Raw genomic sequence first — 23,731 nt, 5'->3', positions numbered from 1 at the left:
GGAGCGCGGGTCTACGCTACCTTCCTGAATGCGCTGCGGAACTTCCTGAACCGAGCAGAGCAAGCGGCTGGACATTTTCCGCCGCAGGCCGCAGGTTTGCGCCGACCAAACCGACGAATGAGGCCCCGATGTTCCAGAGTTTCGAAGTGACCGCGCGCCCCGAACAGGGTCCTCCTCGACTGGCCGCGTTGCGGGCCGAAATGGCAAAGGACGGGCTGGACGGTTTCCTCATCCCGCGCGCCGACGCACATCAGGGTGAATATGTGGCACCCCACGACGAGAGGTTGGCTTGGCTGACCGGATTCACAGGTTCTGCCGGTTTCTGCGCTGCATTGACTAGCGTGGCAGGCGTATTCGTCGACGGGCGCTATCGCACGCAGGTGAAGGCACAGGTGGCCGAAGAGTACACCCCGGTTCCGTGGCCGGATGTCAGCCTCAGCACATGGCTGAAGGAACAACTGCCAGATGGCGGTAAAGTCGGGTTCGACCCGTGGCTCCATGCGGCTGGTCAGATCGCCGGTGCTCAAAAGAAACTGAAAGGCAGCGGCGTCGAATTGGTGCGCTGTGACAATCTGGTGGATCGGGTCTGGGATGACCAGCCTGAGCCACCGATGAACTCGGTCAAAGCGCATCCGATTGAGTTCGCCGGGGAAACTGCGGAAAGCAAGATCAAGCGCCTCGCCGAAGAGTTGCGGAGGTCCGGGCGCACGGCGGCAGTGATTACGCTTCCAGATTCGATCATGTGGCTGCTGAACATTCGCGGTTCGGACATTGCCTATAACCCTGTGGCGCACGGGTTTGCCATACTGCACAGTGATGGGCGTGTTGATCTGTTCATGGCCGCTGCGAAGCTGACTGAGGTGATGGATCATCTGGGCACTCAGGTAACTGTGGATGAGCCGGAGAACTTCCTTGCCGCCATAGAGGCCCTTGAGGGGGCGGTGCAGGTCGACCCGAACACCGTACCGCAGATCGTGGCGGATGCGCTCGGGGATCGGATGGTCGAGGGTGGTGATCCCTGTGCATTGCCAAAGGCCTGTAAAAACCCTGCCGAGATCGCAGGCAGCGCCGAGGCGCATCTGCGTGACGCAGCGGCAGTGGTGGAATTGCTCTGTTGGTTGGACACACAGGCCCCGGGCAGCCTATCCGAAACACAAGTAGTGACACGGCTGGAAGAATGCCGCCGCCGAGACAATGCGTTGCAGGATATCTCATTTGACACCATCGCAGGCACCGGTCCGAACGGGGCCATTATGCATTATCGGGTGACCGAGGAAACGGACAGCCGGTTAGAGAACGGTCATCTGCTGGTGCTCGATAGTGGCGGGCAGTATCTGGACGGCACCACCGATATCACCCGGACCATCGCAATCGGTGACGTAGGGGATGAGGAAAAGCTGTGTTTCACCCGCGTGCTGAAGGGCATGATCGCCATGTCAATGCTGCGTTGGCCGGTTGGGATGGCAGGACGTGATATCGAATGCGTCGCACGCCTGCCGTTGTGGCTCGCGGGGCAGGATTTCAACCACGGGGTTGGACATGGCGTGGGCACCTACCTGAGCGTGCATGAAGGCCCTCAGCGTCTGTCACGGGTCAGCCATGTGCCGCTCGAGCCCGGCATGATCCTGTCCAACGAGCCGGGATATTACCGCGAAGGCGCGTTTGGCATCCGGTTGGAAAATCTTGTGGTGGTGGAAGAGGCCCCCGCCCTGCCAGGCGGCGATGACGAACGGGCCATGCTGCAATGGCGTACATTGACCTATGTGCCTATCGACCGGCGGCTGATTGTCGTCGACATGATGACACGCGAAGAACGTGCCTGGTTGAACGCATATCACCGCGATGTTGCAGAAAAGATCCGGCCAAGGCTGGGCGAGGACGCTCAACTGTGGTTGGATGCCGCAACTGCACCGGTCTGACACCGGATTGTTACATAGAATAGGCAATGGGGAAGCCCGTACCCGACGAGGGAAGGAGTAAACATGACCAATCAGATCACGATCCGCAAAGCACCGGGTAAATGGAGCGTCCGTTCAGGCGGTGCCATTCTGGGTGAAACCAACAACGCTTTGGAGTTGTTGGAAAGCAATAAGGATCCGGTGATCTACTTCCCGCGCGCTGACATCGCCATGGCCTTTCTGGACCGGACCGACAAGGTGACCCACTGCCCGGGCAAAGGGGACGCCACGCATTTCTCGATCGTGAACAAGTCCTCGGTCACTGAAAACGCCGCCTGGAGCTACGAGAGCCCGATCGAGACCGTGGCCGAGATCAAGGATCATCTGGCGTTCTACCCCGAAGACTCCATCAAAGTAGAGCAGCTCTGACACGCAGGCTTCGCTTTAGACCGGTTAACAGCTTTGAGAAGTTCCGATAAGCTGCAGGCATTGCTTTGAATGTATTGCCTGAGGTCCTGCTGTGAAGAAAATCGTTATCTGCTGTGATGGCACCGGCAACGAGATCAAGGAAAATCAATCCAACGTTCTCAAGTTCTATCGCGTCCTGAAAGAGAGCAAAGATCAGATCGGGTTTTACGATCCGGGGGTCGGGACGATCTCGAACAGCGGTGCCTGGGATCGGTTCAAGCATCAGATGAAGGGTGTCTTCGGGCTGGCGACCGGCTACGGGCTGGATGCCAATGTGCTGGATGCCTACAGGTTCCTGCTGCGCCATTATGAAGATGGGGATGAGATCTATCTGTTCGGCTTCTCACGCGGGGCACACACAGTGCGCGTGCTGGCCGGGTTTATCAACATGGTCGGCCTGCTGCACGCACATCAGGATCATCTGTGTTCTTACGCATTGACCGCCTATAAGCAATCCGGCGCTCAGGACAGGTTTGACCTCGCCTGGCGTGTGCAAGAGGTGCTGGATACCCGCCGCGTGACAATCCGCTTCATGGGATGCTGGGATACCGTCGCCTCGGTCATCGTACCGCGGCCGGATAGGATGTATCTGCCTTCGCTCGAGTCCCTACCCTACACCCATACCAATCCTTGCGTGCGCGTCTTTCGCCAATCCTGCGCCATTGATGAGCGTCGCCGTATGTTCCGCCTGTCGCGCTGGACCGAGCCGCAGCTGTTCAAAACCCACCCTTTCGTCAATGATGAAGATGCCGAAGATCAGGATATTCAGCAGGTCTGGTTCGCTGGTGTGCATGGCGACAATGGCAGCGGCTACCCCGAACAGGACAGTGGAGCAGCGAAATATCCGTTGGGCTGGATGGTCGATGAGGCAAGGGCACATGGCTTGGAGTTCCGCGAGACCATGGTCAAACGTCTGGTGCAGGGAGAGACACCAAAGAATATCGCGCCCGGAAGCAAACGCGACTATGCCGCGCCCAGTGCAGATGCCAAATTGCATGATTCAATGACGTTCTGGTGGAAAATTCTTGAATATCTGCCCAAACGTAAAAAATGGCATGATGATCCTGAGATACGCAAAGAAGGTGGCTTTTATTTTCCGATGAAAGAGCCACGCTTTATCCCCGAAGGTGCATTGATCCATACTTCGGTACAGGAAAGAATGGAACTGAATCCGGGCTATGCCCCGGAGAATCTTCCTAAGAGCGAACCAACCCCGGCGAGGAGCGAATGATAAAGCTGAACCCGATGATCATGGCACTTGCACTGCTGAGCCCTGCAGGCGCGCTGGCCAATACTGGTCTGGCCAATCCGGCGGCAACCTATTGCATCGCTCAGGGCGGGCTCTACGGCATACAAGACGGAACTGATGGCCAAACCGGAATATGCCAGCTACCGGACGGCACCAAGGTCGACGCTTGGACCTATTTTCGCGAAAATAATGCAGATCACAAAAGTGACAGCTTTACCCGGCTTGCAAACCCGGCGGCAACGTATTGCATCGAAATCGGCGGCAGCTATCGGATTGAGGACACCGACCAAGGTCAGGTCGGAATTTGCACAAAACCCGATGGCACATCGCTGGACGCTTGGGATCTGTTTCGGGCCGATCATCCAGAATAGCCCTGCAGAGTCGCAGATTTCAGACCGAATATAACCGTCGTTTCGAGGCGCGTATTTCACGCGCCTGTTGCTCTTGCCCTTTTCGGAATGAGCTCTCGACGAAATCCATGTGATCGCGGGCCGCAGTTTCGGCCCGCTCTGGATCCCCCTCCAGAATGGACTGCGCGATTTCCTTGTGTTGCGCCAGCAACAACTCGCCCGAGCCGTCCATCGTTCTCAGAAATCGGCGGTTATAAAAGACACCCTGACGCGTCAGATCATAAACCGAAGCCATCATGTGGATCAGCGTCGTGTTCTGACTGGCATCCACCACCGCCGAATGCAGACGAAAATCCGCTTCCTCACTGGCATCCGCATCATCATCTTCCCACGCCTTTTGCATCTCGCCTATGATCTCAGAGATGCGCTCCTTGTCGGATTGCGTCGCCCGCTGTGCAGCCAGACGGCTGGCAAAGATCTCCTGCTCACGTCGATATTCCAGATAATCATAGAACGCCCCGCCATGCCGGGCGTAAAGCGACAGGAGTGCCGGCGACATTGCCCGGCCGGTCAGCGCGGCGATGAACGTCCCCTCACCATGACGCACTGAAACCAGGCCGCGCTGTTCGAGAATCTGCAACGCCTCGCGCAGCTTGGGGCGCGAGACAGACATGGCCTCGGCCAGATCCCGTTCGGAGGGCAATCTGCGGCCTTCTTTCAGGATGCCATCGACGATCATCGTCTCGATCTGCTCGACCACCGCATCAGCAATTGATTCGTGGCCGACAGGCTCAAATGGGCTGTTGTTGCTCATGTCTGCTCCGCGGCCTACCAGAAATCACAAAATATAAGTTGTTCACAAAATTTACCAATTAACTGAATTTATGCAAGTAAAAATACCCAAAAATACGGATATACCCGACAGATATATCTATCTGGTGATTAACGATAAATCCGTAATATCACTCCATTTGGCTAAAATTTCTCCTTGTTCGACACAGTCGCGAAACGCCACTGATCGAATCAGAAGTGGTAAATAAAATTGTTGACTAACCTTCATGGTAAAAAATATTTACCTCTTCATATCACCGCCACGGCGGGAATTCCGTCAGCCGATCCCACAGCTGGCACATACCCTGGAGGAGAACCCATGAAGACCACCCTGACATCGCTTGCCGTTGCTGCCTCGCTGTTGGCCGCTCCGGTTGCCCACGCGGCGGACAAGATGCTGCTGAAAACACCGATCGCGTTTTCGACCGCTTTGCCCGGTCTCGGCTCGCCGATCCCGCGCGTGGCTGAACAGCTGGACCTGATGTCCGGCGGCACGCTGAAGATGAAGGTTTATGAGCCCGGCAAGCTGGTCCCGCCGTTTGAAATTCTGGATGCGGTGTCTTCGGGCAAGATCAACTCGGGCTACACCACTGCCGGATACTGGGCGGGTAAGATTCCGGCTGCACCGTTGTTCTCGGCCGTTCCGTTTGGCCCCGAGGCGGGCGAATACATGGCGTGGCTGTACTATGGCAACGGCATGAATCTGTATCAGGAGATGTATGATCAGGCGGGCTTCAACGTCCATGTCATCCCCTGCGCGATCATTGCCCCCGAAACCTCGGGCTGGTTCGCGAATGAGATCAACAGTCCCGAAGATCTGAACGGCCTGAAAATGCGCTTTTTCGGTTTGGGCGGTGAAGTGATGCAGAAACTGGGCGTGGCGACCTCTCTGCTGCCCGGTGGCGAAATCTTCCCGGCACTGGAAAAAGGCGCGATTGACGCGACCGAATTCTCGATGCCTGCCATCGACGCGCGGCTCGGTTTCCACAAGCTGGTCAAGTACAACTATTTCCCCGGCTGGCACCAGCAGGCGACTGTGTTTGAGTTGATGATCAACAAAGACGTCTGGAACGAAGCCAGCGATCAGCACAAGGCGATCATCGAAAACGCCTGTAAGGCCTCAATGGCCGACAGTTTTGCCGAAGGTGAAGCGATCCAGCACGCGGCCCTGTTGGACAACGTCGAAAACAACGGCGTCCAGATCAAGCAATGGAATGATGAGATGCTGTCGACCTTCCGTGCGACTTGGGAAGAAGTGGCCGCTGAACAGGCCGCCAATGACGAATTCTTTGCCAAGGTTCTGGCTGACATGAACGAATTCCGCGACGGATATGCGGTCTGGAAAGAGAACGCGTTCCTCCCCCGCAAGTAAACTAGTTGCTTGCGATTGTCCGGGGGCGGCTTCCTTCCGCCGCCCTCGGGCAAAGCTGATTTTCTTTATTTTCCCAAACGACCCGGGCGCATTCACGTTCCCATCGCCAAAATCTCGAGGAGGAGACCATGGCCGAGACACAGCGTCAGCACGACGATCCGATTGAAGTCTATGAAAGCATCCTTGAGCATGGTGAACCCGACCGTCAGAGGTTGGCGGTGGCAATCGACAACGGCGTCAAGGCGGTAGGCCATGTGGTCATGTGGGCCAACCTGCTGCTGGTTGCGGCCATCGTCTCGCAAGTGGCGCTGCGCTATTTGCTCAATCAGAATTATCCCAAGCTGGACGAGATCCAGTGGCATTTCTACGGGTTGGTGACGATGGTCGGCATCTCGTATGCCTTGGTCACCGACAGTCATGTGCGGGTCGACCTGCTGCATATGCAGCTCAGCCAGCGCGCGCGCCGGATCATTGAGATCATCGGAATCTTCACCCTGCTTGTACCGTTCATCTATCTGATGATCGATCAGGGATACGACTATTTCTACGAAAGCTGGAGGGTCAACGAATCCTCAGACAGCCCGACCGGCCTGCCCGCGCGTTGGGCCTTGAAAGGCGTGATCCCGGTCAGTTTTGCATTGCTGGGAGTGGCGGCGGCGGCGCGGCTGATCCACGACTTGCACGCCCTGTTCATGAACTTGGATGAGGAACGCCATGGCAAAGGCCTGCGCCTGATCATCTGGGCCCTTCTGGGCTTTGCTGTTGTGGCGACTGCGCTAACCTTCCTGGTTGAGACAACCGAAGAAAAACTGGTCATCGCCATGTTCCTGACCTTCATCGCGTTGCTGTTCACTGGCTTCCCGGTGGCGTGGACACTTGCGGGAGTCGGTGTTGCCTATTGCGGTCTGGCCTATCTGTTCGACAACGGCATGATGAACTGGACCGGGCTTGAGGAAACGCTGACCGGGCTGGATTATCTGACGCTGGGTGCGGTGGTGAACCGGGTTTATGCCACCATGTCAAACGCCGTTTTGGTCGCCTTGCCGATGTTCATTTTCATGGGCCTGATGTTGGATGAATCCGGTGTGGCCGAGCGTCTGATGTCTTCGATGCAGCGTCTGTTTGGTACGGTACGCGGCGGGCTGGCGATCACGGTGACGATGATCGGGATCATTCTGGCTGCTTCGACCGGCATCATCGGAGCCTCGGTCGTTCTGCTGGGCGTGTTGTCTCTGCCCTCGATGATGGAGCAGAAATACAGTCCTTCGCTGGCCGCCGGTGTGGTCAGTGCGTCAGGCACACTGGGCATCCTGATCCCGCCGTCGATCATGTTGGTAATCATGGCGGATCAGATGGCACTGTCGGTTGGTGATCTGTTCATGGCTGCGGTCTTCCCTGGCGTGATCATCGGCGCGCTGTATCTGACCTATATCTTCGTCATCGCCCTGATCAAACGTGACGTGGCCCCTGTACCCGAGGGCGCAACCCGTCCCGACTGGGCCGCCGTCAAGGATGTGCTGATCGCCGTACTGCCGACCCTCGCCCTGATCCTTGCCGTACTGGGGTCGATCTTTGCGGGCCTGACCACGCCGACCGAAGCCTCAGGCGTAGGCGCGCTGGGTGCCACACTGCTGGCGCTTGGCTATCGCAAACTGACGCTGGCGAAACTGGTGAATGTACTGAAGGCCACGTTTAACACCACCGCCTACATCTTTGCGATCTTCCTTGGCGCAACCGTTTTCTCATACGTCCTGCGCGAACTGGGCGGCGATGCGCTGATCGAGGACATGATCCATGGTACTGGGCTTGGTCCCAACGGCACCGTCTTCATGATCCTCTTCATCGTCTTCTTGTTGGGCTTCGTGCTGGACTGGATCGAAATCACACTCATCGTGCTGCCCTTGATGCGCCCCATCGTAAATGGACTAGGTCTGGATATCGACGGCTTTGGCGTCATTGATGAGCCCGCGCTGGTGTGGTTCGTGATCCTCGTCGCGGTGACCCTGCAAACCTCATTCCTGACACCGCCTGTTGGTTTTGCGCTATTCTACCTAAAAGGGGTCTGCCCGCCCGAGATCAAGCTGACCGATATCTACAAAGGCATCATCCCGTTCGTGATCCTGCAGTTGACCGGTCTGTTCTTCGTCTTCCTTTGGCCTCAACTGGCCACGTGGCTGCCCTCGGTCGCGTATTAAGGAGGGCTGTGGGATGACCGAAGCCGATCTGATCAAGCGTCTTCAGGCCATTTGCGGGCGGCGGCATGTGTTGACCTCGGCCCGCAGCACCCGTCGCTTTCGCCGAGGGTTCAGGTCGGGTGAAGGTGATGCGCTGGCGGTGGCTCAGCCCGCTACGCTGCTGGAGCAATGGCAGGTGCTGCAGGCCTGTGTCGCAGCCGACAAGATCGTCATCATGCAAGCGGCCAATACTGGCTTGACCGAAGGCTCTACCCCCAAAGGCAGCTATGATCGCGATGTGGTTTTGATCAACACGCGGCGGATTGACGACCTGCATCTGATCAATGATGGCAAGCAGGTTATCAGCTTTCCGGGCAGCACCTTGTTTGCACTGGAGAAGCTGCTGGACCCGATCGGGCGGCAGCCGCATTCAGTGATCGGATCGTCTTGCATCGGTGCTTCGGTCGTGGGCGGGGTGTGTAACAACTCGGGTGGTTCGCTGGTCGAACGCGGCCCCTCCTATACCGAGCTGTCTCTGCACGCCCGCATCACGCGGGATGGTGAGCTGGAGTTGGTCAACCACCTGGGTATGAACTTAGGTGACACGCCCGAAGAAATCCTGACCCGACTGCAAAACGGCTATTTCAGCACAACAGATATCGAGACTGACAATCGCAAGGCTTCCGACACCGACTATGCCCGCCGGGTGCGTAACGTGGATGCAGACACGCCGGCCCGGTTCAATGCTGACAAATCCCGTCTGTATGAGGCTGCTGGATGTGCCGGAAAACTGGCTGTTTTTGCTGTCCGGCTGGACACCTATCCAAAGAATGACAGCGAGCGCACCTTCTATATCGGCGCCGAGGACACCAGCGCTCTGACCGAATTGCGCCGCCGCATCTTGTCAGGCTTCAAGACCCTGCCGGTCAGCGCCGAGTATATGCATGAAGAGGTTTTTGACATCTCGGATCGCTACGGCAAGGACACCATGGTGATGATCGACAAACTGGGTACCGACCGTTTGCCCACTTTCTTTGCGCTGAAAGGTGCGGTGGATGCCCGGTTAGAGGGTATTCCGGGCCTGTCGAACTTCACCGACCGTTTCATGCAGTTCACGATGCGGTTCTGGCCGGATATCCTGCCCAAGCGAATGCGCGCGTACCGCGAACGCTATCCCCATCATTTGATCCTGAAAATGCGCGACGGCGGCATTGATGAAGCCCGCGCATTGCTGCGCGATATGGTGGGCGACAACCAACTGGATTTCTTCGAATGCGACCCGCGCGAGGCTAAGATTGCCGGCCTGCACCGCTTTGCCGCTGCCGGGGCCGCGATCCGTTACATGAACGTGCACGCGCATGAGGTCGAGGACATTATCGCGCTGGACATCGCCCTGCGCCGCAATGATGTGAACTGGTTCGAGGAATTGCCCCCCGAGCTGGCGGATCAACTGGTCAGCAAGCTCTATTACGGGCATTTCATGTGCCACGTTCTGCATCAGGATTACATCGTGAAGAAGGGGGCCGATCCGAAGGCGCTGAAATCTGCGATGCTGGAGATTCTGGATCAGCGCGGGGCCGAGTACCCGGCCGAACACAATGTGGGACACCTATATGCGGCCAAGCCGGATCTGGCGGCGTTCTACAAATCGGTCGACCCGACCAACAGCATGAACCCCGGCATCGGGAAAATGTCGCGCAACAAGCACTATAGCTGACGGGCTTTTTGGCCACGAAAGACTCGACTCTGCATCCAAGGAAACCTAAAAAGAACAAATACAGAACATTTGGTTTCCGACATGCTCGATGGCACCCGACGGCGTATCGTTTCACTGTGGTTTCCCCGGCTGGCAAGCGACCGGGCTCTACGCCTGCGTCCGGTCGAGGGGCCATTTGTTCTGACGCTGAAACAGAACAATGCAAACCGGGTATATTGCCTGAATGTGCAGGCCCAACGGCAGGGGCTGGATCGCGGCATGCCCTATTCCGATGCCCGCGCCTTTTGCCCCGATCTGCAAAGCCAACCCGCTGACCCACAGGGGGATCAGCGGTTTCTGCACACCCTGCGCCGCTGGGCCACGCGCTATTGCCCCTGGGTCGGGTTGGAAGGCGAAGACGGGCTGGTTCTGGACATTACCGGATCCGCGCATCTTGCGGGCGGGGAAGAGATGATGCTGACCGATATGCGCAGGCGTCTAGCCCGGGCCGGGCTGGCGGTGCAGATCGGTCTGGCCCCGACACGCGGCGCGGCCTGGGCCCTGGCCCATTATGGCGAGGGGGTGGCGGGCGAGGATACGCTGAAAGCCCTCCGCGCCCTGCCAGTGGCAGCGCTGCGGCTGGATGAGAATACCTCGGTCGCGCTGCAACGGCTGGGCCTGCGCCGGATTGGCGAGCTGGCGCAAACCCCGCGCGCGCCGCTGACACGCCGCTTTGGCCCCGAGGTTCTGATGCGGCTGGATCAGGCTCTGGGGCATCAGCCCGAACAGATCACCCCGCTGGCTGATTCACCCCATTACGGCGTGCGCATGACCCTGCCCGAGCCCGTTGGGCTGCTGTCTGACATGATGGCCGGGGCGGAACGGCTGCTGGACCGGCTCTGCGACAAGCTGAAAGCGCAGGAGATGGGCGCGCGCAAGCTGTGCATGACCTTGCGCCGGGTGGATCAGGATCACCAGCAGGTCGAACTGCGCCTGGCCCGCCCCCTGCGCGATCCCCATCGCATCCTGCCCCTGTTCGAACGTGGATTGGCCGAGGTGGATGCGGGTTTCGGGGTCGATCAGTTCCGGCTGGAGGCCACGCAGGTGGAGCCCCTGCCCGTGCGCCAGATCAGCCGCGCTGCAAGCCGGAACAAAGACCAACTGGACGACCTGATCACCCGCATCGGCACCCGGATCGGGCTAGAGCAGATCCACCGCCTGCTGCCCGCGCAAAGCCACATCCCCGAACGCAGCTTCACCATCTCGCCTGCCGCCTATTCCGATCCCGCAGGCGGGTGGTGCGCCCTGCGCCCCCGGCCCCTACAGCTGTTTCCACCGGAACCCATCGCCGGATCGGGCCCGCACCCGCCACGCCGCTTTCGCTGGCGACGCATGTCGCTGACCACAAGCCGCTCAACCGGGCCCGAACGCATCTGCCCTGAATGGTGGCTGGAGGATGAGAACTGGCGCACGGGCTTGCGCGATTATTGGCAGGTTGAAACCCGGCAGGGGCGGCGATTGTGGCTGTATCACACACCGCAAAATCCGGGATGGTTCGTGCATGGGGAATTCGCATGACCAAACCGAACCCGCCCAGCTCACACGCGCAGGACCCCGGCTATGCCGAACTGGGCGTGACCACCAATTTCACCTTCCTGACCGGAGCCTCACACCCAGAAGAGCTGGTGACCCGCGCGGCAGAGCTGGGCTTGAAAGCCATCGCGATCACTGACCGGAACTCACTGGCCGGGGTGGTCCGGGGCTGGAGCGCGTTGAAAGAGCTGCGGCGCGAGGCAGAAGGCGCGGTTCAAATCCGCTCGCAACACCGGCTCGATTCCTCATCCCGGCAAGAGGTCGGGCATGTGCAGCCGATCGACAAACCGGATGTGCCCGCCCTGCCCAAGCTGATCGTTGGCTGCCGTCTGGTTCTGCGCGACAGCGCGGTGCACTGGCTGGCCCTGCCCCGCGACCGCGCCGCCTATCAGCGGCTGACCCGGCTGCTGACGCTGGGCAAGCGACGGGCCGAGAAAGGCGACTGTCATCTGGATTTGAAAGACATGCTGGCGGCCTGTCAGGGGATGATCCTGATCGCGCTGCCTCAGGCAGGGTTGAAACAGGCCATCCCCGACATTCAGACCGTCCGGCGGCAGTTCCCCAACGCGGTCTTTCTGGGGGCCGTACCGCGTTATGACGGCAGCGACCGGGCCTATCTGGCGGCCTGTGCGCAGGCGGCGCTGCGGGCCTCGGCCCCCATGGTGGCGGTAGGCGATGTGCTGATGCACCGTGGCAACCGCCGCCAACTGGCCGATGTGCTGACCTGCATGCGCGAACACATCACGATTGACCAGATCGGCACCCGCGCCCTGCCCAATGCCGAGCGGCGGCTGAAAGGCTACGCGGATATGGCCCGGCTGTTTCAGGATCACCCCGGCGCACTGCGCCGCACGCTGGAAATCGCCGACCGCTGCAGCTTTGACTTAAGTGAGCTGTCTTACGAATACCCCGACGAGATCGCCAGCACCGAGACCCCGCAGGCGCGGCTGGAACGTCTGGCGCGTGAGGGGCTGAAACGGCGCTATCCGGGTGGCCCACCCGAGCGTGCGCTGCAATTGATGCAGAAAGAGCTGGCGCTCGTTGCCGATCTGGATTTCCCGGCCTACTTCCTGACCGTGCATGACATTGTGCAATTCGCCCGTTCGCAAGGCATTCTGTGTCAGGGGCGCGGCTCAGCCGCCAATTCGATCCTATGTTACCTGCTGGGCATCACCGATGTCAGCCCCGACATGATCGCCATGGTGTTCGAGCGTTTTGTCTCGAAATACCGGGGCGAGCCGCCGGATATCGACGTGGATTTCGAACACGAGCGGCGCGAAGAGGTGATCCAGTGGATTTACGAGAAATATGGCCGCCACCGCGCGGGCCTCTGTGCCACGGTCATCCATTTCCGATCCCGCGCGGCGATCCGCGAGGTGGGCAAGGTAATGGGTCTGTCTCAGGACGTCACCGCAGGCCTGTCCGGCCAGATCTGGGGGATGAGCAATGGCGGCGTTGATGCCGAGAGGCTGCAGGAACTGGGCCTCGACCTCAAGGACCGGCGCCTGATGCAAACCGTCCGCCTGATTGGCGAGATCATCGGTTTCCCGCGCCACCTGTCGCAGCATGTGGGCGGGTTCGTCATCACCAAAGGGCGGCTGGATGAGCTCTGCCCGATCGAAAACGCCGCGATGGAAGACCGCACCGTGATCGAGTGGGATAAGGACGACATCGATGCGCTTGGCATTCTGAAGGTGGATATATTGGGGCTGGGGATGCTCAGTTGCATCCGCAAGGCGTTTGACCTGATGCAGCAACACAACAGCGAAACCCTCAGCATCGCCACCGTCCCGCAAGAGGATACGGCGACCTATGACATGCTGTGCGCCGCCGATGCGGTGGGCGTGTTTCAGGTCGAAAGCCGGGCACAGATGAATTTCCTGCCCCGGATGAGGCCGCGCGAGTTCTACGATCTGGTGATCGAGGTCGCCATCGTCCGCCCCGGCCCCATTCAGGGCGATATGGTGCAGCCCTATATCCGGCGGCGCAACGGGCTGGAAAAACCCGAACCTTTCGGCCCCGCTTTGGAAGAGGTTACACGACGCACGCTGGGCGTGCCGCTGTTTCAGGAACAGGCCCTGCAAATCGCCGTGGTAGGCGCTGGGTTTTCGGCGGAAGAGGCCGACCACCTGCGCCGCTCGCTGGCCTCGTTCCGGCGTATGGGGACCATTGGCACTTATCGTGACAAGTTCATCGCGGGGATGCTGAACAATGGCTATACGCCCGAGGTCGCCGACCGCTGCTTTGGCCAGATCGAAGGCTTTGCCGATTACGGCTTTCCCGAAAGCCATGCGGCGGCTTTTGCCATGCTGGCCTATGTCTCGGCCTGGATGAAATGCCACCACCCGGCGATCTTTGCCTGCGCGCTGCTGAACTCGCAGCCCATGGGGTTTTATGCGCCTGCCCAGATCGTGCGGGACGCGCGCGAGCATGGGGTCGAGATCCGCCCGGTCTGCGTCAATGCCTCGACCTGGGATAACCTACTGGAACGCCGCGCCGATGGGGCGCTGGCCCTGCGGCTGGGCTTTCGCCAGATCAAGGGGTTCAAGCAGGAGGACGCGGATTGGATCGTGGCCGCGCGCGGCAATGGATACCCGGACCCCGAAACGCTGTGGCTGCGCGCAGGGCTGCGCCCGGATGTTCTGACCCGTCTGGCCGAGGCGGATGCGTTCTCCGGCATGGACCTGACCCGGCGCGACGCCCTGTGGCATGTCAAAGCCATCCGCAGCCGAACCGCCCTGCCGCTGTTCAATGACCCAATTGATGGTGAGAACATCAATGAGCCACAGGTCAACCTGCCGGTGATGCATCTGGGCGAGGAAGTGGTCGAAGACTACGTCTCGACCCGCCTAACCCTGCGCTCGCACCCGATGGAGCTGTTGCGCCCGTCCCTGCCCGGCCTTGTGCCGCATGCCACGCTGCAGGACATCCCGCTGGGCCGTTACAGCGTCTGCGGGCTGGTGATCACGCGCCAGCGGCCGGGAACCGCCTCGGGCGTGATCTTTCTGACGCTTGAAGATGAAACCGGCGTCAGCAATGTGGTTGTCTGGCCCAAGGTCTATGAACGCTTTCGCCGCATCGTGATGGGAGGGCGCCTGTTGCAGGTCCGCGGGTATCTGCAGCGCGAGGGGATCGTCGTGCATCTGATCGCGCAAGAGATCACCGATATGTCGCACAAACTGTCCGAGCTTGGGCATCCTCTGGACGAGGCTATCGGAATCACCCAACCGCAAGCGGATGACACCCCGCGCCCCCGGCAGAACGGCCCAAGCGCCCGCCATCCCCGTGAACAGGCCAAACGGCTGTTCCCGAGCCGGGATTTTCACTAAGGCGCTTAGCCCTCGATCACCTTACGGGCCACGCGGAAGCATTCCAGTGCCTGTGGCACGCCGCAATAGATGCCGATGACATGGATGATGGCGCGGATTTCCTCGGTCGTGACGCCGTTGTTGATCGCGCCCCGGCAATGGATTTCCCATTCATGCATTTTGCCCAGCGCGCCGATCATCGACAGGTTCATCATGGACCGCGTCTTAGCATCGATCACATCGTCACCCCAGCCAAAGCCCCAGCACCAGGCAGTCATCGCCTCCTGAAACGGGCGGGTGAAATCGTCGGCCGCGGCCAGATTCTTCTCGACATATTCCGCGCCCAGCGTCGCCTTGCGCTGTTCCAGACCTTTCAGAAACAGGTCTTCGTCAAATGTGCTCATCACTTGGTCCTTTTACTGAGGCTGCCCGTCAACGGCTTCGCGCATCCACTTCTGCAGATGCATAACCGGGTGTTCCGAATTTACACCCCCTTTGGGATCGACGACCAGAGGGCCTGGACGATATCCGCGCGAATGCAGACCGCGCTGCACGGATTCGACCAGCCGGATATCTTCTTCCACCGTGGTGGCCCGATCCTGCGCGGCCAGTTGCCGTATCTTGGGATCATCCACGCCGCCCACCGAATACCAGCCACGCCAGACCACCACGTGATCGGCATCCACGGCGCGCCAGTGATAGGTGTTCAGCACATTCCCCGGATAGACCTGAAACGAGAACATCGGCCAGAGGAACCAGCTGGAATATTCATCGAAATGCGCAAAGCCCGACTGAATATCATAGGTCATGTTCTCAAGGCTTTGGCATTCGGTCGTATGGCGTAGGCACATGCCCTGAGGCTGAATGTCATATGTTTCCGGCCGGACCACTCCGTTCGCAAAGGTCGGATGGTTGAGCGAACAGTGGTAGCATTCCGAGTAATTCTCGACCGAGACTTTCCAGTTGCACAGCTCCGGAATCTCGACCCATTCCAGAGGCTTCAGATCGGCCCAGTTGGGTACCCATTCCTCAAGCTCGGCGCGGGCCTCGGGGAACCATTCATCCATAGATGCTGCGTTGGGGTCGAGGTTTACGAAAACAAAGCCCAGAAACTCTTCGGCGCGTACCTCATTCAGGCACACGGTCGATTTGTCGAACCCTTCAACCGCCTTGAGGTTCGGCCCGGCCCGCAACTCTCCGGTCAACTCATAGGTCCAGGCGTGATAGGGGCAGACCACAACGCGCGTGGTGCCTGTGCCCTCGACCAGCTGATGCGCGCGGTGCTGACAGACATTGTAGAACACGCGGACCTTCGAGTCGCGCCCGCGAATGGCAAACAGGTCCTGCCCGGCAACCTCGAAGGCCACGTAAGCGCCCGGCTCGGCCAGTTCGGATGCATGGCAACCAAACTGCCAGGTACGCGCGAGCAACCCTTCCGTTTCCAACCGAAATATGGCGGGATCAGTATAATACCGGGCTGCAAGAGATTGGATGGGTGCTGTCACGTGTCCTCCGAGTGATAAAGGCCAAGCTGATGGCGACGTTTATGAAAGGTTTCGACCCGCTCGACGATCTCGTCGCTGGCAACGGCGATCACGAAAGACAGCAGCGTTTCCAGCAAGGCAACCGTACTGACCGAGGACGGGAAGAACTGTGGCGTATCCGCCGAGATGACAAAGCCATGGTCGGCGCTGCGTAGAATTGGGCTGGCGGGACTGTCGGACAGGCCCACGACCTTCAGGCCCTGTTCCTTTGCGACATGAACCGCCTCGACCACCTCGTTGCGATAAGGCTTGCAGGTCATGGCGATCAGAACGTCGCGTTCATCGGCCCACGCCAGATCGTCGATCGGATTCGATCCGGGGCGCGGGATTGCGTGGAACTGCACCATCCCGGTCGACGCCAGATAGACAAAGTTCCGCGCATTCGAGTTGTTTACGCCCACGCCCAGCACGAACACATTGCGCGAATTCCAGATGTCTTCGGCGGCGGCTTTCAACTGTTCGGACGAGATATTGGCAAAGGTCTCCTCGACATTGCGCAGGGCGTCCTGAACCATATCCGCATATAACCCGCCCATATTGCCGGACTTGCGAATATCCTGCAGCCAGCGGGCGCGATCCGGGAAATCAGCCTGCCCGCGCCGGATCGCCTCGCGGAAGGGCACGCGGAAATCCTCGTAGCCATCGAACCCGACCTGCCGCGCCATGCGGACGATGGTGTTGGGCTTCACATTCGCGGCCTCGGCGATTTCCCGCACCGTCGAAACCCCCACATCGCGCGGGTTTTCCAGCACATAAGTGGCGGCCTTGCGCGCTTCTGGTGTCAGCTCGGACAGTTCGTCCGCCAACCGCTCAAGAATCGTATTTGATACATTTGTCCCATTCATGATTGACGATGGTACTTTTGTTTGCTTACGATGTCGAGACAAAATCGACTCAGAGGATTGATCCGATGGCATCTGATTTCCCGACCCACGCACGCGTGGTTATCGTGGGTGGCGGAGTGATGGGGGTGGGCCTTGCCTACCATCTTGGGCACGAGGGCTGGGGCACAGACACTGTGCTGCTGGAAAAGGCCGAACTGACCAGCGGCAGCACCTGGCATGCGGCGGGGCAGATCACCCATTCGACCTCTAGCTTCGGCTTAGGCAAATGCGTCGATTACAATATCGGGCTGTACTCCGGGGCCTTGGAGGCCGAGACCGGTCAGGCCGTGACATGGCATGGATGTGGCTCGTTCCGGCTGGCCTATACCGAAGACGAGATGGACTGGCTGCGCCATACTCTGTCTGTGGGTCGTTCCCTGGGTTTCAACATCGAACTGGTTGGCCCGGATCGGATTGCCGAGCTGCATCCGTTCTACAATTTGGATGGTGTGTTGGGCGCGCTGCACACGCCCGATGACGGCCATGTGGACCCGACCAACGTGACCATGGCGATGGCCGCAGGTGCGCGTCAGAAGGGCGTTCGGATCATCCGGCACTGTCAGGCGACCAACATCACGCAGGCCGAGAACGGTGAATGGGTGGTCGAGACGCCCAAGGGCACGATCACCTGCGAACACGTGGTCAACGCGGGCGGCACTTATGCGCGGCAGATGGGCGAATGGTCGGGGCTGCAGCTGCCGATGACGTCGATGACGCACCATTACTTCGTGACCGAACCAGTGCCCGAGTTTGAAGCTCTGGACAAAGAACTGCCAGTGATCCGCGATGACAAGAAGGTCTCGGGCTATATCCGGATGGAGCAAAAGCGCGGGCTGATCGGGATCTACGAGAAAGAGAACCCAAACTCGGTCTGGCATGATCACTGCCCGTGGGACTACGAGAACTGGCTGTTCGATGCCGATTACGACCGGGTAATGCAATGGCTTGAGGAAAGCCTGAACCGGATGCCGATCTTTGCCGAACTGGGCATTCAGCGCGAGGTGCATGGTGCGATCAGCCATCCGCCCGATGGCAACCCGCTGATCGGGCCTGCGCCGGGCGTGCGGAATTACTGGTGCTGCTGCGGCACTCAGATCGGGATCGGCTGGGGGCCGGGCCTAACGCGCGAGCTGGCACGCTGGATGGTGCACGGAGCCGCCGACATCTCGATGCGCGAGTATGATCCCCGCCGCTTTGGCAGCTACGCCACGAAAGACTGGCAGGTGATCAAGGCTGAGGAAGACTATTGCCTGCGCCACGAAATCCCCTTCCCGCATTTCAATCGCCTGGCAGGCCGTCCGATCAAACCGTCACCCCTTCATGAGCTGCTGAAATCAAAGGGTGCGGTGCATGAAGAGGTCTATGGCTTTGAGCGCCCGCGCTGGTTTGCACGGGATGGGGTCGCGCAACAGGATCACTATTCCTTCCGCCGGACTGCTGCGGACGACATGGTCGCGCAAGAAGTCAAAGCCGTGCGCGAACGGGTCGGCATCATGGACGTCACCGCCTTCACCAAGGTCGAGGTTTCAGGCCCTGATGCCTACGCCCTGCTGGATCGGCTGACCGCGAACCGGATGCCGCAGAAAGATGGCTCGATCACCCTGACCCACATGCTGAACCACCGGGGACGGATCGAATTGGAGACGACCATCGTGCGCATGGCGCAGGATCGCTATTACCTCGTATGTGCCGCGTTTTTCGAACAACGCCTGCTGGATCATCTGGCACAGCAGCGCGATGCAGAAGACGTCGTGATCGCCGCACTGTCAGTAGATTGGTCGGCTCTGTCTTTGAACGGGCCAAAGTCGCGTGACGTCCTGAGCGCCTGCACTGATGCCGACCTCAGCAATGCCGGGTTCCGCTGGCTATCTGCCCAGCAAATCAGGATCGCGGGTCATGATGTCTGGGCTTTCCGGATGTCCTATGCAGGTGAACTTGGCTGGGAACTGCACATGCCCAACACCGCCTGTCTGGACGTCTACAACGCGCTCTGGGCCGCTGGCGAAGCGCATGGAATCGCCGACTACGGCAGCTTTGCGATGAATGTGATGCGGATGGAGAAAGGCTTCAAAGGGGCCGGAGAACTGACCAACGAAGTCACTTTGGCCGAAGCCGATGTGCTGCGCTTTGCGAAAACCGACAAAGACTATCTCGGCAAGGATAAGACCCTGAACACAGATTTGCCGTGGATCTGTACCTATCTTGAGATCGAACCGGATGGTGAGATCGACGGACATGGTGGTGAGGCCGTGTTGCTGGACGGGCGTGTTGTTGGCTCGACCGCGTCCGTAGCGTATGGCCACACAGTCGGCAAAATCCTGGCCTTCGCTTATATCAAGCCCGAAGCCGCCGCTGCAGGCACCCAGCTTGAGGTCATCATCCATGGCACACCCCGCGCCGCGCTGGTTTTGTCTGAGCCCGCTTATGACCCGCAAAGCCTGCTCCCCCGCACGGACGCCGCGCTCGAGGCCGCCCAATGACGCATCCCACCACAATGCAGGCCATGGTCACCATGGGCCACGGCGATCTGGATCAGATGGCCTGGCACGAAGACTGGCCGTGCCCGATCCCTGCCTCGGGCGAAGTATTGATCCGGGTCGGAGCCTGCGGGCTGAACAATACCGACGTGAATACGCGCTCTGGCTGGTATTCGAAAACCGTGAGCGACGCCACGACTGGCGGCGCATTTGAAGAAGTCGGCGAGGAGGACCCGACCTGGGGCGGCGCGCCTCTGGTTTTTCCGCGCATTCAAGGCGCAGATGTGTGCGGCCAGATCGTCGCCGTTGGCGAAGGTGCGGACCCACTCAGGATCGGCGAGCGAGTGATCACCGATTGCTGGCTGCGCGATCCGGCAGAGCCAACGAACAAGGACAAGACCGGCTATTTTGGTTCCGAACGGGATGGCGGGTTTGCGCAATACACGACAATCCCCACACAGAATGCCATTGCGATCCAATCCCCTCTGTCAGATGCGGAACTGGCGACATTCTCGTGCTCATATTCCACCGCCGAAGGGATGCTGACCCGCGCAAATGTCTCGGAGAACGACACAGTTCTGGTGCCTGGCGCATCGGGCGGCGTCGGAGGCGCATTGGTCCAGTTGGCAAAGCGACGCGGCGCGCGGGTGATCGCCCTGGCGTCAGAAGCCAAGCATGCCGAAGTCGCGCAGCTTGGACCTGATCGCATCTTGCCGCGCGCCCCGGAAAACCTGCGTGCCGCGCTTGGGCAGGAAAAGATCACCGTCGTTGCCGATGTGGTCGGTGGGCCGTACTGGCCAAAGCTGATCGACGTTTTGGAGCGCGGCGGGCGCTATACCTGCTCGGGCGCGATCGCTGGCCCGATGGTCGAGTTCGATCTGCGTACTTTCTATTTGCGCGATCTGACCTTTACCGGCTCGACCGTGATTGACCCGGAGGTAATGCAAAACCTCGTTCGATACATTGAGGCTGGCGAAGTGAAACCTGCGCTCGCCGCGACTTATCCGCTGAGCGAATTGCACGCGGCTCAGGCTGCCTTTATCGCCAAGAAACACACCGGAAATATCGTGGTGATCCCATGACGATGCATGATGTTCTGGAAGCAGCCCGGCTGTTACATCAATCGCACCCTGATCTGGCAGGGTTTGCCGATTGGCCCACAGATCTGGCATCAACGGAAACGACACCCTCGCCGATTCCGGCAACTCAGCTTGTTCGTAGCTTCGACCTTGCTGGGTCCGAGGCAACACACTGTATGGTCGAAGCCATTGCAGCGACAGCTGAACTGGCAAACTGGAAAGTGACCTATACCGAGGAGGAGGTCGGTGCGGACTTCCTCGCGCGCTATGGGTATTATGAGTTGTTCGGGCCGACCGGGCATTTCCACTCGACCCAATTGCGGGGCTATGTCGCATATTGGGGCGCAGGCCTGAACTATGACTGGCACAGCCATCAGGCCGAGGAACTATACGTGACCCTCGCCGGCGGCGCGCAATTCCGGGTCGAAGGTGACGAGGCTTTTGTCGGCCCCGGCCAGACTCGCCTGCACCAAAGCTGGCAAAGCCATGCGATGACCACCGGCGATCAGCCCATCCTGACCTTCGTGCTGTGGCGCGGCGCGGGTCTGAATGCCCTGCCGCAAATGGATGCATCATGAAGATCACGCGCATCCGCATCTATCAGACCGGGCTGCCTTATGTAGGCGGCGCGTACGTTTGGGGCGCGGGAAATGCGATTGAAACGGCCATAGCCTCGGTCGTGGTCATCGACACCGATGCGGGACTGCAAGGCTGTGGTGAGTTCACGCCTTGCGGTGAGAACTATATGATTGCCCACTCCGAAGGTGTGCCGGCGCTGGCCAAGCTGGTCGCGCCCAAGCTGCTGGGCGAGGATCCACGACAGGTCGGACGGATCGAGCAATTGATGGATCATCTTATCCAAGGTCACGGCTATGCCAAGGCCCCGTTCGATGCGGCCTGCTGGGATATCCTCGGACAGGCTTGCGATCAGCCGATCTGGATGCTGTTGGGCGGCAAGCTAACGGACGGTGCACCGATGTATCGGGTCGCACCACAGAAAGCGGCGGATGAAACCATCGCCGAGATGAACGCCTATCGCGATCAGGGTTATCGCCAGTTCCAGATCAAGGTCGGCGGCGATTGGGCAACTGATATCGACCGGATACGCGCGACAGTGCCGTTGTTAAACGCCGGAGAAAAGGCGATGGCGGATGCCAATCAAGGGTGGCGGGTCGACAATGCGATCCGCGTGGCGCGGGCGACCAGTGATCTGGATTTCATCCTTGAACAGCCTTGCCGGACCTACGAGGAATGCCAGCAGGTGCGCCGCGTCGCCGAACAGCCGATGAAGCTGGATGAATGTCTGACGGGTATGCATATGGCCCAGCGGGTCGTTGCGGATCGCGGGGCTGAAATCTGCTGCCTGAAAATCTCGAATCTCGGCGGGCTCAGCAAGGCGCGGCGCGTGCGCGATTACCTGATCGAAAACCGCATCCCCGTGGTCAGCGAAGACACGTGGGGCGGTGAGATCGCAACCGCCGCCGTGGCGCATTTCGCGGCTTCGACTCCGCCTGAGTATCTGCAGAACACCACGGATCTGATGAACTATAACACGCGCTCGACCGGGATCGGTGGCGCGGTGGCACGGAATGGGAAACTGTTTGCGCCCGATACGCCCGGCATGGGTGTCGTTCCTGACTTAGAAAGCCTCGGCGCGCCAGTAGCAGAGTACGGCTTATGAAGATTACATCCATTTCCGTGTATCAGGTCGATCTTCCGTTGGAGCATCCCTATTGGTTGTCCGCTGGGCGGCTGAAGTTCGAAACACTCGATGCAACGCTGGTGAAAATCGAAACCGATGCCGGGCTGATCGGATGGGGTGAAGGCACACCCTGGGGGCACACTTATGTTCCGGCCCACGGCCCTGGCATTCGTGCCGGTATCGAAACTATGTCTCGGTTCATTCTGGGCCTTGATCCGCGCCGGGTACTGGATGTCGAACGCGCGATGGATCTGGCGCTACCCGGGCATCTCTATGCCAAAAGCCCGATTGATATGGCATGCTGGGACATTGCTGGTCAGGCTTCTGGTTTGCCGATTGCCGATCTGCTGGGCGGAGGCCCTCGCACCCCTCGCCCCATCGCCTCGTCGGTGGGGGCCAAAACGATTGAAGAAACCCGCGCCGTGATCGATCGCTATCGCCAACGCGGTTATATCGCCCATTCGGTCAAGATCGGCGGCGATGTGGCCCGTGACATCGCCCGTATCCGCGACGTCGAAAACCTGCGCAATCCCGAGGACATCATCCTGTATGACGTCAACCGCGGCTGGACCCGGCAGCAAGCCTTGCGGGTGATGAGCGCGGTCGAAGACCTCAACGTGATGATCGAACAGCCCTGCGAAACGCTGGACGATATCGCGGCGATTTCCGGCAAACACGCCTCGCCGGTTTCAGTGGATGAAAGCCTTGTCACCCTGCAGGACGCAACCCGCATCGCGCGCGATGGCATCGCAGAGATCTTCGGCATCAAGCTCAACCGCGTCGGGGGGCTGACCAAAGCCACCCGGATGCGAGACGTCGCGCTGGCACACGGGATCGATATGTTCGTCATGGCTACAGGCGGCACAGTATTGGCCGATGCCGAAGCCCTGCATCTGGCCGCGACCATACCTGACGCGAACTGCCACGCAGTCTGGGCCTGTCAGGACATGATTACCGTCGACATCGCAGGCGGTCGCGGGCCGCGCAATATCAACGGCCACCTTCACTTGCCCGAGGTCCCCGGTCTCGGCGTACACCCGGACGAAGACGCCCTCGGCCCTCCAATCGCAACCTACGAGGCCCCGCGATGATCCGCCCCTTCATCT

The 23,731-nt window shown here is 59.7% G+C and carries 18 protein-coding genes; 14 read left to right on the top strand and 4 right to left on the bottom strand.

Annotated elements, in window-relative coordinates:
* Positions 1-128: 128 nt before the first annotated feature.
* The 4 genes from ACR0IV_RS19865 to ACR0IV_RS19850 all read left to right on the top strand — a co-directional run bounded on the left by ACR0IV_RS19865 (position 129) and on the right by ACR0IV_RS19850 (position 3,986).
* Complete coding sequence (locus tag ACR0IV_RS19865; RefSeq protein WP_480660551.1) at positions 129-1,919, top strand: aminopeptidase P family protein; 1,791 nt, start codon at positions 129-131, stop codon at positions 1,917-1,919.
* Between the two features lie 63 nt (positions 1,920-1,982).
* Positions 1,983-2,327, top strand: a complete 345-nt coding sequence (locus ACR0IV_RS19860) for a DUF427 domain-containing protein (protein ID WP_480470610.1) — start codon at positions 1,983-1,985, stop codon at positions 2,325-2,327.
* 91 nt (positions 2,328-2,418) lie between these two features.
* Entirely contained in the window at positions 2,419-3,597 is a 1,179-nt protein-coding gene (locus tag ACR0IV_RS19855; RefSeq protein ID WP_480660549.1) for a DUF2235 domain-containing protein, read from the top strand.
* Positions 3,594-3,986 carry a DUF333 domain-containing protein gene (locus ACR0IV_RS19850; protein WP_480470612.1) on the top strand — a complete coding sequence of 131 codons (393 nt, stop codon included), beginning with the start codon at positions 3,594-3,596 and terminating at the stop codon, positions 3,984-3,986. Before ACR0IV_RS19855 ends, ACR0IV_RS19850 begins: the two co-directional genes overlap by 4 nt.
* Before the next feature lie 19 nt (positions 3,987-4,005).
* On the opposite strand, the gene ACR0IV_RS19845 is transcribed toward ACR0IV_RS19850, so the two are convergent.
* On the bottom strand, positions 4,006-4,779 hold the full coding sequence (locus ACR0IV_RS19845; RefSeq protein WP_480470613.1) for a FadR/GntR family transcriptional regulator: 774 nt from the start codon (positions 4,777-4,779) through the stop codon (positions 4,006-4,008).
* Positions 4,780-5,115: 336 nt separating this feature from the next.
* Here ACR0IV_RS19845 and ACR0IV_RS19840 point away from each other — a divergent pair, with 336 nt between their 5' ends.
* The 5 genes from ACR0IV_RS19840 to ACR0IV_RS19820 all read left to right on the top strand — a co-directional run bounded on the left by ACR0IV_RS19840 (position 5,116) and on the right by ACR0IV_RS19820 (position 14,960).
* Positions 5,116-6,168 (top strand): TRAP transporter substrate-binding protein, encoded by a 1,053-nt coding sequence (locus ACR0IV_RS19840; RefSeq protein WP_170513809.1) that lies wholly within the window; start codon positions 5,116-5,118, stop codon positions 6,166-6,168.
* Positions 6,169-6,296: 128 nt separating this feature from the next.
* A complete protein-coding gene (locus ACR0IV_RS19835; protein ID WP_480660546.1) occupies positions 6,297-8,363 on the top strand; it encodes a TRAP transporter large permease subunit in 2,067 nt (688 codons plus the stop codon).
* 13 nt (positions 8,364-8,376) lie between these two features.
* A complete protein-coding gene (gene dld / locus ACR0IV_RS19830; RefSeq protein WP_480660544.1) occupies positions 8,377-10,059 on the top strand; it encodes a D-lactate dehydrogenase in 1,683 nt (560 codons plus the stop codon).
* 81 nt (positions 10,060-10,140) lie between these two features.
* The gene (locus ACR0IV_RS19825; RefSeq protein WP_480660542.1) at positions 10,141-11,616 is read left to right on the top strand and encodes a Y-family DNA polymerase; all 1,476 of its coding nucleotides are present in this window, start codon (positions 10,141-10,143) and stop codon (positions 11,614-11,616) included.
* Positions 11,613-14,960, top strand: a complete 3,348-nt coding sequence (locus ACR0IV_RS19820) for an error-prone DNA polymerase (RefSeq protein ID WP_480660540.1) — start codon at positions 11,613-11,615, stop codon at positions 14,958-14,960. The genes ACR0IV_RS19825 and ACR0IV_RS19820 overlap by 4 nt, the downstream gene beginning before the upstream one ends.
* Positions 14,961-14,965: 5 nt before the next feature.
* Here the strand turns inward: ACR0IV_RS19820 and ACR0IV_RS19815 are convergent, their stop codons facing one another.
* From ACR0IV_RS19815 to ACR0IV_RS19805, 3 genes are read right to left on the bottom strand one after another with little or no spacing between them, the layout of a single operon-like run.
* The gene (locus ACR0IV_RS19815) at positions 14,966-15,343 is read right to left on the bottom strand and encodes a carboxymuconolactone decarboxylase family protein (protein ID WP_480470619.1); all 378 of its coding nucleotides are present in this window, start codon (positions 15,341-15,343) and stop codon (positions 14,966-14,968) included.
* 12 nt (positions 15,344-15,355) lie between these two features.
* Positions 15,356-16,444 (bottom strand): aromatic ring-hydroxylating oxygenase subunit alpha, encoded by a 1,089-nt coding sequence (locus ACR0IV_RS19810; RefSeq protein ID WP_480660538.1) that lies wholly within the window; start codon positions 16,442-16,444, stop codon positions 15,356-15,358.
* On the bottom strand, positions 16,441-17,328 hold the full coding sequence (locus ACR0IV_RS19805; protein WP_480660536.1) for a MurR/RpiR family transcriptional regulator: 888 nt from the start codon (positions 17,326-17,328) through the stop codon (positions 16,441-16,443). Before ACR0IV_RS19805 ends, ACR0IV_RS19810 begins: the two co-directional genes overlap by 4 nt.
* Positions 17,329-17,393: 65 nt before the next feature.
* Here ACR0IV_RS19805 and ACR0IV_RS19800 point away from each other — a divergent pair, with 65 nt between their 5' ends.
* From ACR0IV_RS19800 to ACR0IV_RS19780, 5 genes are read left to right on the top strand one after another with little or no spacing between them, the layout of a single operon-like run.
* A complete protein-coding gene (locus ACR0IV_RS19800; protein WP_480660534.1) occupies positions 17,394-19,847 on the top strand; it encodes an FAD-dependent oxidoreductase in 2,454 nt (817 codons plus the stop codon).
* The gene (locus ACR0IV_RS19795) at positions 19,844-20,926 is read left to right on the top strand and encodes an alcohol dehydrogenase family protein (RefSeq protein WP_480660532.1); all 1,083 of its coding nucleotides are present in this window, start codon (positions 19,844-19,846) and stop codon (positions 20,924-20,926) included. Before ACR0IV_RS19800 ends, ACR0IV_RS19795 begins: the two co-directional genes overlap by 4 nt.
* Positions 20,923-21,501: a dimethylsulfonioproprionate lyase family protein gene (locus ACR0IV_RS19790; protein ID WP_480660530.1), complete on the top strand. Its 579-nt coding sequence runs from the start codon at positions 20,923-20,925 to the stop codon at positions 21,499-21,501. Before ACR0IV_RS19795 ends, ACR0IV_RS19790 begins: the two co-directional genes overlap by 4 nt.
* Positions 21,498-22,604 (top strand): mandelate racemase/muconate lactonizing enzyme family protein, encoded by a 1,107-nt coding sequence (locus ACR0IV_RS19785; protein ID WP_480660528.1) that lies wholly within the window; start codon positions 21,498-21,500, stop codon positions 22,602-22,604. Before ACR0IV_RS19790 ends, ACR0IV_RS19785 begins: the two co-directional genes overlap by 4 nt.
* Positions 22,601-23,716, top strand: a complete 1,116-nt coding sequence (locus ACR0IV_RS19780; protein ID WP_480660526.1) for a mandelate racemase/muconate lactonizing enzyme family protein — start codon at positions 22,601-22,603, stop codon at positions 23,714-23,716. The genes ACR0IV_RS19785 and ACR0IV_RS19780 overlap by 4 nt, the downstream gene beginning before the upstream one ends.
* Positions 23,717-23,731 lie beyond the last annotated feature (15 nt).

The organism is Ruegeria sp. C2 (assembly GCF_056537765.1).
This window is presented reverse-complemented; position numbering and strand designations above follow the sequence as displayed.